Here is a 13,375-nt window from a genome sequence, read left to right as displayed (position 1 = left end):
TGACTCGTCAAAGAGTCTTAAGGTATGATCAGTTTACGAAAATAAACAGCGCTAGAGGATAGTATTATGATATATAAAGAAATACCAATTCAAGTGGAAGGTTCTGATAAGACGAGTCGAGCACAGTTTTATATACTGGATACACTTCCGGACGAGATGAAGATCCAGAAACGGCCGATCATTCTGATTTGTCCGGGTGGCGGATACCACAAAGTCAGTTACCGGGAAGGAGAACCTCTTGCCATGCATTTTTTGAGTCTGGGCTATCATGCATGTGTGTTACAGTATTCTGTGTCACAGGAGGCATTTTATCCGACACAGCTTTTGGAAGTGACAGAGAGTGTCAGACAGATTCATGAACATGCAAAAGAATGGTATATTGACACAAAGAAAATTGTACTGGCGGGAGCTTCAGCAGGAGGACATCTGGCGGCTAATTACTGTGCATTTTGGAAACGCGAGTTTTTGGTGGAGAAAAGTGGTATGCAAAGAGAGATGTTAAAGCCAAGAGGCCTGATCCTCTGTTATCCGGTTATCACATCGGATCCGAAATATGCGCATACGCCAAGCTTCCAGAATCTTCTTGGAGATACAGTAGAGGAAGAGGCTTGGAACTTATCTTTGGATCATCAGATTACAGATTCCATGCCGCCTTGTTTTATCTGGCATACAGCAACAGATCAGACAGTACCGCTGCCGAATTCTCTGCTGCTTGCCATGGCATTATGGAAAGCAGGCATTTCGGTGGAGCTGCATGTGTATCCGGAAGGGATTCATGGACTCAGCCTTGCCAATGAACTGGTAGAATGTCTGGATGGCAGGGGTGTACAGGAGGAATGTACAAGCTGGATTTCACTTGTTGATACATGGCTTGACAGACTTATGAAGAAAGAAGGAGAAGAATAATGAGCAAGAGACCAACAGTTCTTATGATTTTAGATGGTTACGGTTTAAATAATAATCAGAAAGGAAATGCTGTAGCTGAAGCAAAGACTCCGGTTGTGGATAAGTTAATGGCAGAGTATCCATTTGTAAAAGGATATGCAAGCGGACTAGCTGTCGGACTTCCGGATGGACAGATGGGAAACTCTGAAGTCGGACATCTGAATATGGGGGCCGGACGTATTGTGTACCAGGAATTGACAAAAATCACAAAATCTATTCAGGATGGAGATTTCTTTGAGAACAAAGCACTGCTTGCTGCGTGTGAAAATGTAAAGAAAAATGATTCTGCACTTCATTTGATGGGACTTGTATCAGATGGAGGAGTACACAGCCATATTGAGCACATTTTCGGACTTCTTGAGTTGGCAAAAAGACAGGGACTTAAGAAAGTTTATGTACACTGCTTCCTGGATGGACGTGATACACCACCGGCATCAGGAAAAGAGTATGTAGAGCAGTTAGAAGCTAAGATGAAAGAAATAGGTGTTGGTGAAGTAGCGTCTGTTATGGGACGGTATTATGCGATGGATCGTGATAATCGCTGGGATCGTGTAGAAAAGGCATACCGTGCAATTGCATACGGAGAAGGCGAAAAGGCAACAAGCGGACCAGCCGGAATCCAGGCATCTTATGATAAAGATACAACAGATGAGTTTGTTCTGCCAACAGTTGTTGAAAAAGATGGAGCTGCGCTTGCAACAGTCAAAGAAAATGATTCCATCATCTTCTTTAATTTCCGTCCAGACCGTGCGAGAGAAATTACAAGAACATTTTGCGATGATAAATTTGAAAGCTTTGACAGAGGCGTTAGAATTAAGACAACATTCGTATGCTTTACAGAGTACGATGTGACAATTGAAAATAAACTTGTGGCATTTGTAAAAGAAAAGATTACCAATACATTTGGTGAATTCCTTGCAAAGAATGGACTTAAACAGGCACGTATCGCCGAGACAGAGAAATATGCACATGTGACATTCTTCTTTAACGGTGGAGTTGAGGAGCCGAATGAGGGCGAGGATAGAATCCTTGTGAAATCTCCGAAGGTGGCAACTTATGATCTGAAACCGGAAATGAGTGCTTATGAAGTATGTGACAAATTAGTTGAAGCAATTGAATCTGATAAATATGATGTGATTATCATCAACTTTGCAAACCCGGATATGGTCGGACATACTGGCGTAGAAGGAGCGGCAATCAAGGCTATTGAGGCGGTTGATGAGTGTGTAGGAAAAACAGTTGAAGCAATTAAGAAGGTAGATGGACAGATGTTTATCTGTGCAGACCATGGAAATGCAGAACAGTTGATCGACTATGAGTCAGGCGAACCATTCACTGCTCATACAACAAATCCGGTTCCATTTATTCTTGTAAATGCAGATCCTGCATATAAATTAAGAGAAGGCGGATGCCTTGCAGATATTGCTCCGACATTGATTGAATTAATGGGAATGAAACAGCCGGCAGAGATGACCGGAAAGAGCCTTTTAGTGAAATAGTCGGTGAAAAATTGTAAGGGGCAGAACATGAATCGAGATCAAATTAAATTTCTTGCAATCATTACCATGACATGCAACCATATTGCAAATATATTTCTGACACCGGGAACGTTACTATTTGAGGTTATGATCGACATTGGGTATTTTACTGCAATTACGATGTGCTATTTTCTGGTGGAAGGTTACGGTTATACCCATGATAAGAAAAAATATGAGGAGCGGCTGCTGCTGTTCGGTGTGATATCATTCATACCATTTTGTCTGGCATTTGGCATGGTCCAGATGAATATGCTGTGTACCTTATTTTTGTGTTTCCTGATTCTTAAGGTTATGGAAATGTCCACTTTAAAATGGGAAAAATGGATTGTAATATTAATTTTAATCTTTGTATCCCTGTATTCAGACTGGGCATTACTGGCTCCTGTTTTTACAATTTTATTTGCAAAAAGTAAAGGAAATCGAATAAAAACAGCAATATCATTTGGAATCGGAGCCTGTTTATTTGCAGGATTTAATTATTTGTCAAATTTAGAGAGTATGAATACGGGCAATGCGCTGATTCATGCATTGTGTTCAGGTATCGGACCGGTTGTGGCAGGAATCATCATTTTATTCTGCTACAATGGAAAGAAATCTAATCATGCAGGGAAAGCGTCAAAATGGTTTTTTTACATATACTATCCGACGCATCTTCTTTTCTTGTGGGCAGTACATCAGCTTTTCATGTTGTAGAGAAGTATAAATAACAGGAGTACAGGAATATGAGCAAAAAATATGAGATATTTTTATTTGATCTGGACGGAACTATCACAGATTCTGCTCTTGGAATCACCAATTCAGTCATGTATGCATTGAAAAAGTTCGGCATCGAAGAGACAGACCGGACAAAATTATATAAATTTATCGGTCCGCCGCTTACAGAGTCCTTTGAGAAATTTTACGGTTTTACAAAAGAGCAGAGTCTGGATGGAGTAAAGTATTACCGGGAATATTATCATGATAAAGGCATCTATGAGAATCGTGTTTATGATGGATTAGAAGAAGTTTTAAAGAAGATAAATGAAGCCGGAAAGCAGGCAATTGTTGCAACATCAAAACCGGAGAAATATGCAAAGATTATTATTGATCATTTTCATCTGACTAAATACTTTGCATGCGTTGCAGGTATGGAGATGGACGGTGGAAGAGGAACAAAAGCTCAGGTCATTACCTATGCTCTTGAGAAAAATGATATTACAGACAAGTCTAAAGTACTTATGATCGGTGACCGCGAACACGATGTCGTCGGCGCCCATGAAAATGGACTTGACTGTCTCGGCATTCTCTATGGATTTGGAAGCCGCAAAGAATTTGAAGAAGCCGGAGCCAATTATATTCGTGGAAATGTAGAAGACATTTTACAATTCGTATAAAAATTTATTCGCCAATATTAATCCAGAGAAAATTATTATTTGTCAAAGGCACGCTCGCGCTACCTTCCGCTGGTAGCGGTACATAAGGCGCTAAAAAACACCGCCTAAGTACCGACCGCTCCAGAGTACCTTTCTCCAAATAATAATTTTCCTGGATTTTCTATATTTTGAACAAAATTATAAGGTGATTTTCGCTTTTCGAAGGAATTATAAAGTGTAGTGATATTAGTGAATAAAAAGAATCCGGCAAGGTGATGTTATCTGACGGTAGAGTGATTTCTGATACATCTGCGAGTATAGTCTCATATATTTTACATTGTCTGAGTCCATACGGACGAGTTTGTAAAATATATGAGAAATAAACGACGCAGCAGATGTCAGAAATCATTCGTGTCAGGAACACATCTAGCTGGATTCTTTTTTATGTATCACTACAAATTATAAATTACGCCTCTAAATTCTTGTTTGCTGTGGAAAGCATCAGTTTAATTCGATTCAACTGATTTACTTCACTTGCGCCCGGATCAAAGTCGATCGCTACGATATTTGACTGTGGGTAGCGTCTTCGTAACTCTTTAATAACACCCTTGCCCACTACATGGTTTGGCAGGCAGGCAAATGGCTGCGTACACACGATATTTGGTGCACCGCTGTGGATCAGCTCTAACATTTCGCCGGTCAGGAACCAGCCTTCACCAGTCTGATTTCCAAGAGATACAATGTCAGAAGCCATCTTTCCGAGATCACGGATATCTGCCGGCGGGTTAAAATGTTTGCTCTTCTTAAATGCTTCGGTAGCCGGAGCGCGGAACCAGTCTATGACCTTGATGCCCCAGTTTGCAATAGTTGCTTTTGATTTTGCAAATCCAAGCTTTTCTACTTTGAAGTTCTGATTGTAGAAGCAGTACTGCAGGAAGTCCAGAAGATCTGGGACAACAGCTTCAGCTCCTTCACTTTCCAGCAGATCAACCAGATGATTATTAGCTGCCGGAAGGAATTTGACAAGAATCTCACCGACAACGCCGACACGTGGTTTTTTAACATCTAAAAGTTCGATATTATTGTCAAAGTCTTCGATGATCTGACAGCATAACTTCTTGAATTTTCGTCTGGAAGGATAGCCGGAAGAGACAAACTCTTTACATACTTCCGCCCATTTTCTGTGCATTGCATTTACAGATCCCACAACAGCTTCGTATGGTCTTAAACGATACACACATTTCATAAAGATATCACCAAATACTACGCTGTAAATACCACGAAGTACGAGAGCGGGTGTGATCTTAAATCCAGGATTTTCTTCCAGCCCGCTTAAGTTGATGGAAATAACCGGAATATATTCGTAACCGGCTTTTTTTAGGGCACGGCGGATAAATCCGATATAATTGGAAGCACGGCAGCCACCACCGGTCTGGCTGATGATGACAGCAATCTTGTGTGTATCATATTTGCCGGAAAGGATGGCCTCCATGATCTGTCCGACAACCATAAGGGACGGGTAACATGCATCATTGTTAACGTATTTAAGCCCCACATCTACTGCCTGTTTGTTGTCATTTGGAAGGACTTCGATGTTGTATCCGGAAGCTTTAAATGCAGACTCCATCAGTTCGAAGTGGATCGGTGACATCTGTGGGCAGAGAATCGTGTAATTCTCGCGCATTTCCTTTGTGAAAGATACTTTTTCAATAGCTGCGGAATGAATCGTACGTTTGTCATTTCGCTGTTCTCTGACGCGGATAGCAGCCAGAAGAGAGCGGACACGGATCCTTGCAGCACCTAAGTTGTTGACTTCATCAATCTTCAGAGATGTATAGATCTTATCTGAATGATTTAAAATATCCGCAACCTGATCGGTTGTGACTGCATCCAGTCCGCAACCGAAAGAGTTGAGCTGAATCAGATCCAGATTGTCTTTTGTCTTTACATAGTTTGCCGCTGCATACAGACGGGAATGGTACATCCACTGATCCATCACGTTGAGTGGGTGCTCAGCTGGATTTAAGTGGGAGATGGAATCCTCAGTCAGCACAGCAATATTATAAGAATTAATCAGTTCTGGAATGCCATGGTTAACCTCCGGGTCAATGTGATATGGACGTCCTGCCAGTACAATACCTCTGTTTCCGGTCTCATCCAGGAATTTGATAACTTCCTCCCCTTTTCGACGCATATCTTCACGGCATGCTGCAAGTTCTTCCCATGCTGCATGGACGGCAGACTGGATCTCCTGATCGGAAATATCAAATTTCTTTCCAAGTTCTTCCACCAGGCGATAGGAGATCGTATCCTCGCTGGCAAAAGAGAGGAATGGGTGCATAAAATCAACTTCTCCATTTACAATGGCATCAATGTTATTCTTGATATTTTCGGGATAAGAAGTAACAATCGGGCAGTTGTAATGGTTGTCAGAGTCTGCAAATTCATTGCGCTCGTAAGGAATGCTTGGGTAGAAAATGTGTTTCACACCTTTGTTGATCAGCCATTGTACATGTCCGTGAGCCAGTTTTGCCGGGTAGCATTCAGATTCGCTTGGAATGGACTCAATACCGAGTTCATAAATGCTTCTTGTAGAAGCAGGAGAGAGTTTGACAGAGAATCCAAGCTGATTGAAAAATGTGAACCAGAACGGATAGTTTTCGTATATATTTAATACACGGGGGATTCCGATTACACCGCGTTTTGCAGATCCTTCCGGCAATGGTTCATAATCAAAATAACGTTTTAATTTGTATTCAAATAAATTTGGCAGCTTATTCTCGGATTTTGCTTTTCCGAGTCCGCGTTCGCATCGATTTCCGGTAATGAACTTACGTCCGCCGCTGAAATGATTAATCGTCAGACGACAGTTATTTGTACATCCTTTACATTTTGTCATAGTTGTAGAATATTCCATGGCCTCAATGTCCTCAATAGAGAGCATAGTCGTGCCTTCGCATTCTACATAACGTTCACGTGCAATGAGAGCTGCACCAAATGCGCCCATAATTCCGGCAATATCCGGACGGATAGCCTCACATCCTGCGATTTTCTCAAAACTTCGAAGGACAGCATTGTTGTAGAATGTTCCACCTTGAACTACGATATGTTTTCCAAGTTCCGATGCATCAGAAACTTTAATGACCTTGAATAACGCATTCTTAATAACAGAATATGCAAGTCCTGCGGAGATATCAGCAACCTCAGCACCTTCTTTTTGTGCCTGTTTAACCTTGGAGTTCATAAATACAGTACAACGTGTTCCAAGGTCGATTGGATTTCTTGCAAATAAAGCTTCGTGGGCAAAATCTTCAACAGAATAATTCAGTGATTTTGCAAATGTCTCAATAAATGAACCACAGCCGGAGGAACAGGCCTCATTGAGCTGTACACTGTCAACGGTCTGATTCTTGATTTTGATACACTTCATATCCTGACCGCCGATGTCCAGAATACAGTCAACATCCGGCTCAAAGAAAGAAGCAGCATAGTAATGAGAGACAGTTTCTACTTCACCTTCGTCAAGGAGAAGGGCTGCTTTGATCAGAGCTTCTCCATATCCGGTAGAGCAGGAGTGTACAATCTGTACATCCTCTGGTAATTTGCTGTAAATATCTTTAATCGCAGTAATTGTTGTACCAAGCGGATCTCCATCATTGTTGTGATAGAAGGAATATAAAAGTGTTCCGTCTTCGCCGACAAGAGCTGCCTTTGTAGTGGTAGATCCGGCATCGATACCAAGGAAAGCCTTTCCTTTATAGGTAGCCAGATCTCTGATGGGAACCTGATCCTTGTCGTGCCGCTTTTTAAACTCTTGAAAGTCAGCTTCACTTGCAAACAAAGGTTCCATACGGTCAACTTCAAATTCCATCTTAATCTTGCCTTCCAGGCGCTTTTGCATCTCCTGGATTGGTACGTCCAGATCCTTTTTTGAGTTCAGGGCAGAACCAATGGCTGCAAACAGATGGGAATGATTCGGGGCAATGATATGCTCATCATCCAGATTCAATGTACGGATAAATGCCTTACGCAGTTCGGAGAGAAAATGCAGAGGTCCGCCAAGGAATGCAACGTGTCCGCGAATAGGTTTCCCGCATGCAAGACCACTGATAGTCTGGTTGACAACTGCCTGGAAAATGGAGGCGGCCAGATCTTCTCTTGCAGCACCGTCATTGATGAGTGGCTGGATATCCGTCTTTGCAAATACACCACATCTTGCAGCAATAGTGTAAAGTGCTTTGTAATTCTTTGCGTATTCGTTAAGACCGGAAGCGTCTGTCTGAAGAAGAGATGCCATCTGGTCAATAAAAGAACCTGTACCACCGGCACAGACACCATTCATACGTTGTTCAATATTCCCGCCTTCAAAATAAATGATTTTAGCATCTTCACCGCCGAGCTCAATAGCTACATCGGTCTGAGGAGCGTAGTCCTGAAGAGCCGTGGATACGGCTATGACTTCCTGAACGAAAGGTACCCCCAGATGCTTGGCAAGTGTCAGTCCGCCAGATCCGGTGATGACCGGAGAGACGTGAATGGCACCAAGTTTATGAATGGCACGACCAAGAAGATCAGATAAAGTCTCCTGGATATTGGCAAAATGTCTTTCATAATCGGAGAACAGTACTTCATTGTCCTGATCTAATACAGCAATCTTAACTGTAGTAGAACCGATGTCAATACCGAGAGTGTAAATGTCGTTTTGAACCATAATTTATGTACTCCTTATTCAATGTTTATTATTAAAAAAGATATGATTAAAATTCATTTGGCAGATTTCTCTTCCTATTATAATGTAATCTGCCAATATAACTAAAATATTATACGACAGTTTGCGCCAAATTACAATTAAGAAATCGTGTTCTTAACATAAAAGAAACATAAAAGAAATATGAAATGTGAATAAAAAATTGTAAAAAATGTAAAATTACAGAAAGCTGGGGAGCGTATGATTGACAAAATAATAGCAAGACGATAGAATGGCTATGTGTGAAAATAATTTTAACAGGAGTTAGGACAATATGAATTGGATGGACAAACTGGAACGAAAGATCGGAAGATATGCAGTTCCGAATCTGATGTTGTACATTATCATCATGTATGGAGCCGGATATGTGCTCTACTTGATAAATCCGGCATTTTATGCACAGTATCTCTGCCTGAATGCACAGGCAATTCTGCACGGACAGGTCTGGAGGATCATTACATTTATCATTCAGCCTCCGTCATACAGTCTGATCTGGATGCTGGTGGCATTATCTCTTTATTATTTTATCGGGAAAGAACTGGAACGGGCATGGGGGACTTTCCGTTTTAACCTCTACTTCTTTGCCGGAGTTCTGTTTCATGTGATCGCTGCCATTTTGGTCTATGTACTGACAGGGCTTGTATTGCCGCTTGGAACAGGATATCTGAACATGTCGTTATTCCTTGTATACGCAGCTATGAATCCGAATGCACAGTTCATGCTATATTTCATCATTCCGGTGAAAGCCAAATGGCTGGCGTGGCTGGACGGAGCGTATTTTATCTGGGCAGTTATCCAGGCATTTCTCCCGGCGTATGGAGGAAGTGCCTATGGAATATACTATAAAGCAAATGCACTGGCGGCAGTTGTCTCAATCTTGAATTTCCTGATATTTTTCCTGAATTCAAGAAATGTAAGACCATACCGTCCTTCACAGGTGAAGCGCAAAAATGATTTTCACAGACAGGTTCATAAGGCACGCCCGGTCAATTACTATAAAGACGGTGCAAGACATAGATGCGCAGTCTGCGGAAGAACCGAACTGGATGACCCAAAACTGGAGTTTAGATATTGTTCCAAGTGCAATGGAAATTATGAATATTGCCAGGAGCATTTATTTACTCATAAACATGTAATTTAGAAATTGAACAACAAAAGGAGAACAGGAATGAAGAAAACAAAGATTGTCTGCACAATGGGACCGAATTCAAACGATGAGAATATCATGAGACGGCTTGTAAAAGAAGGCATGGATATCGCAAGATTTAACTTTTCACATGGCTCACATGAAGAACAAAAAGGCCGTATGGATATGTTGAAGAAGATTCGCGAAGAAGAGAAGAAACCAGTGGCAATCCTTCTGGATACAAAGGGACCGGAAATCCGTACAGGTGTTTTGAAAGACGGAAAGAAGGTATTGTTAAAAGAAGGCGAGACAATCACTCTGACGAATGAAGAAATCGAAGGAGATGAAACAAAAGTTTCTCTGACATACAAAGGTCTGGTCGATGATGTGCAGATCGGGAACATGATTCTGATCGATGATGGTCTGATCGGACTTAAAGTAAAAGAAAAGACGGAGACAGATATTATCTGTACAATCGTTAATGGTGGTGAACTTGGCGAGAGAAAGGGAGTCAATGTCCCGAATGTTCCAGTCAGACTTCCGGCAATTACAGAAAAGGATAAAGAAGACCTGAAATTCGGTGTTGAGCAGAAAATTGACTTTATTGCAGCATCATTTGTAAGAAATGCTGAGTGTATTTTGGAAATCCGTTCTTACTTAAATAAATGCGGAGCACCATATATTCCGATCATTGCAAAGATTGAGAATTCGGAGGGAATTGATAATATTGATGAGATTATCCGCTGTGCAGACGGTATCATGGTTGCCAGAGGAGATCTCGGTGTAGAAATCCCGGCAGAAGAAGTTCCATATCTCCAGAAATTGATCATTCAGAAATGTAATGATAATTACAAGCCGGTCATTACAGCAACTCAGATGCTGGATTCTATGATCCGTAATCCACGTCCGACAAGAGCAGAGGTTGGAGATGTGGCAAACGCAGTTTACGACGGAACAGACGCTGTCATGCTTTCAGGTGAGACTGCACAGGGAAAATATCCGGTTGAAGCACTGAAGATGATGGTACACATTGTAGAAAATACGGAGCAGCATCTGGATTATAAGGAGATGCTGGAAAAAGCAGGTGCGCACAGAATGAGAAATGCTTCCAGTGCTCTGGCATATGCAACTGTAACAACTGCAAGAAATCTGAAAGCAGCGTGTATTATTACACCAACTGTATCAGGAGCAACTGCAAGAGTTGTATCCAAATTTAAACCGAAGACAGAGATTATCGGTATATCACCAAACGAAGAAACACTTCGCAGAATGCAGATTTACTGGGGAGTACGTCCGTATTGCTCTATTAATGCAAATTCTACAGATGAAATCTGTAGCAGCGCGTTAGATCTTGTAAGAGCAAAACAGATTGCAGAGACTGGGGACACTGTAGTCCTGACAGCAGGAATCCCTTCCCCGAATATTTCCGGAAATGTTGCCGGAGTCAGCAATATTATGAAAATAGCAGTGATAGATTAAGAATTATTGAAAACGAACAACAGATGAGAGAGTTCTTTCATCTGTTGTTCGTTTTTTGAATATATTTCTCATTTAAGTACTTGACTGATAGCAAGAAATATACTATAGTGTTCCGTGAGAGAACTACTACAAAAGGACAAAAATGAGAACAGGTGAAAAAATGGAAGATAAATCATATATCGAACGCCTGATGGAATTTGGGCTTACAAGGCAGGAAGCAGGAATTTACGGCTGCCTGATCAGTGAAGGAAAGACGACAGGCTATGAAGTTGCAAAGCAGCTTGGAATATCTAGATCCAATGCGTATAATTCGCTTGCAAGTATGACTGAAAAAGGCGCGGCTTATCTGGTGGAAGAAGGAACAACAAAAAAATATGTGTCTGTGCCATTGGACGAATTTTGCCGGAATAGAATCCGGAGGCTGGAAGAGTCTCAAAGATGGCTAAAGAAGCATATGCCATCTGAAAAAGATCATGTAGAAGGGTACATTACAATAGAAGGTTCTTCTAATATTTTGGATAAGATTCGTAATCTTCTGGCAAAAGCCGAAGAGAGAGTATACATTTCCTGTACAAGAAATTACCTGTTATTGTTCGTGGATGAGCTGGAAAGTCTGATCCGGGCTAAAAAGAAAGTCGTAATTGTGACAGATCAACCTGTGAATTTTAGAAATGCCAGAGTCTATATTGGAAACAATCGTGGAATGCAGATTGGTGTGATTACAGATTCCAGATATGTGCTGACCGGAGAGTATGGAGAAGGAAGCATTAATACATGCCTTTATTCCGGACAGAAAAATTTTGTAGAGTTATATAAAAGTGCTCTTAGTAATGAAATAAAACTTCTGGCAATACGAGAGGAGAACATGCAATGAAGAAAAAACCATTTGTAACAAAAGAACAACTGGATGAAATCATGAAAAAATATCCAACTCCATTTCATCTTTATGATGAGAAGGGAATCCGCAAGAATATGCAGGCACTAAAAGAAGCATTTGCATGGAATCCGGGGTATAAAGAGTATTTTGCAGTTAAAGCAACGCCGAATCCGTTTCTGATTGATATTTTGAGAGAGTATGGATGCGGATGTGACTGTTCTTCTTATACAGAACTTCTCCTTTCAGATGCAATGGGAGTAAAGGGAGAGGACATTATGTTTTCTTCCAATGACACACCGAGAGAAGAATATGAACTTGCACACAAGTTAGGAGCAATTATTAATCTGGATGATATTACGCATATCGATTTCCTTGAAGAGACAATTGGCGAGATTCCAGAAACGATCAGTTGCCGGTATAATCCGGGCGGACTGTTCAAGATTAGTAATGATATTATGGATAACCCGGGAGATGCCAAGTTTGGTATGACAACTGAGCAGCTTTTTGAAGCATTTAAGATTTTAAAAAGCAAAGGTGCGAAGGAATTTGGAATTCATGCCTTCCTTGCAAGTAATACTGTAACAAATGAATATTATCCGATGCTTGCAAAAGTATTATTTGAAGTGGCTGTAAAGCTTCAGAAAGAGGTAGGCATTCATATCAAATTTATTAATTTGTCAGGCGGTATCGGAATTCCGTATACACCAGATCAGGAGCCAAATGATATCCGTGCGATTGGAGAAGGTGTGCGGGAAGTTTATAATGAGGTTCTTGTGCCTGCAGGCATGGGAGATGTAGCTCTTTATACAGAACTTGGAAGATTTATGTTGGGACCTTATGGCTGTCTTGTAACAAAAGCAATTCATGAGAAACACACCCATAAGGAATATATTGGGGTAGATGCATGTGCAGTGAATTTGATGCGTCCGGCTATGTATGGTGCATATCATCATATTACAGTCATGGGAAAAGAAGATGCGCCGTGTGATCACAAATATGATGTAACCGGTTCCCTTTGTGAGAATAATGACAAATTTGCAATTGACCGTATGCTTCCGAAGATTGATATGGGAGATGTTCTTGTGATTCATGATACAGGAGCACATGGATTTTCTATGGGATACAATTATAATGGGAAATTAAAATCCGCAGAGGTGCTCTTAAAAGAAGATGGAAGCACACAGCTTATCCGAAGAGCTGAAACACCAGCAGATTATTTCGCAACCTTTGATTGTTTTGATATTGGAAAAAAATTAATAAAATAAATGTTGTATTTCACGCAGTTGTGTGTTACAATTAATCTCGGCTTGA

The 13,375-nt window shown here is 41.0% G+C and carries 9 protein-coding genes; 8 read left to right on the top strand and 1 reads right to left on the bottom strand.

Annotation, left to right across the window (positions count from 1 at the left end; all coding sequences use genetic code 11):
- The first annotated feature begins 66 nt into the window (after positions 1-66).
- From C7E02_RS02590 to C7E02_RS02575, 4 genes are read left to right on the top strand one after another with little or no spacing between them, the layout of a single operon-like run.
- A complete protein-coding gene (locus tag C7E02_RS02590) occupies positions 67-906 on the top strand; it encodes an alpha/beta hydrolase (RefSeq protein WP_029730431.1) in 840 nt (279 codons plus the stop codon).
- Positions 906-2,444, top strand: coding sequence for a 2,3-bisphosphoglycerate-independent phosphoglycerate mutase (gpmI, locus tag C7E02_RS02585; protein WP_005336562.1), 1,539 nt, complete (start codon positions 906-908; stop codon positions 2,442-2,444). Before C7E02_RS02590 ends, gpmI begins: the two co-directional genes overlap by 1 nt.
- A gap of 27 nt (positions 2,445-2,471) precedes the next feature.
- Positions 2,472-3,176 (top strand): TraX family protein, encoded by a 705-nt coding sequence (locus C7E02_RS02580; protein ID WP_105308742.1) that lies wholly within the window; start codon positions 2,472-2,474, stop codon positions 3,174-3,176.
- 29 nt (positions 3,177-3,205) lie between these two features.
- Complete coding sequence (locus tag C7E02_RS02575; protein WP_105308741.1) at positions 3,206-3,856, top strand: HAD hydrolase-like protein; 651 nt, start codon at positions 3,206-3,208, stop codon at positions 3,854-3,856.
- A gap of 445 nt (positions 3,857-4,301) precedes the next feature.
- Here the strand turns inward: C7E02_RS02575 and C7E02_RS02570 are convergent, their stop codons facing one another.
- Positions 4,302-8,546 (bottom strand): 2-hydroxyacyl-CoA dehydratase, encoded by a 4,245-nt coding sequence (locus tag C7E02_RS02570; RefSeq protein ID WP_105308740.1) that lies wholly within the window; start codon positions 8,544-8,546, stop codon positions 4,302-4,304.
- Positions 8,547-8,856: 310 nt separating this feature from the next.
- On the opposite strand from C7E02_RS02570, the gene C7E02_RS02565 reads away from it, so the two are divergent.
- The 4 genes from C7E02_RS02565 (at position 8,857) to C7E02_RS02550 (ending at position 13,329) form a co-directional block, all read left to right on the top strand.
- Entirely contained in the window at positions 8,857-9,723 is an 867-nt protein-coding gene (locus C7E02_RS02565) for a rhomboid family intramembrane serine protease (RefSeq protein ID WP_005336558.1), read from the top strand.
- Positions 9,724-9,750: 27 nt separating this feature from the next.
- Positions 9,751-11,187: a pyruvate kinase gene (pyk, locus tag C7E02_RS02560; protein ID WP_105308739.1), complete on the top strand. Its 1,437-nt coding sequence runs from the start codon at positions 9,751-9,753 to the stop codon at positions 11,185-11,187.
- 142 nt (positions 11,188-11,329) lie between these two features.
- The gene (locus tag C7E02_RS02555; protein WP_005336556.1) at positions 11,330-12,061 is read left to right on the top strand and encodes a TrmB family transcriptional regulator; all 732 of its coding nucleotides are present in this window, start codon (positions 11,330-11,332) and stop codon (positions 12,059-12,061) included.
- Entirely contained in the window at positions 12,058-13,329 is a 1,272-nt protein-coding gene (locus C7E02_RS02550; protein ID WP_005336555.1) for a diaminopimelate decarboxylase, read from the top strand. The genes C7E02_RS02555 and C7E02_RS02550 overlap by 4 nt, the downstream gene beginning before the upstream one ends.
- Positions 13,330-13,375: the final 46 nt, after the last annotated feature.

The organism is Dorea sp. Marseille-P4042, from assembly GCF_900290215.1.
Taxonomy (GTDB): Bacteria; Bacillota; Clostridia; order Lachnospirales; family Lachnospiraceae; genus Dorea; species Dorea formicigenerans.
Note: the sequence above shows the minus strand (reverse complement) of the source record. Positions and strands in the feature narration are given on the sequence as shown.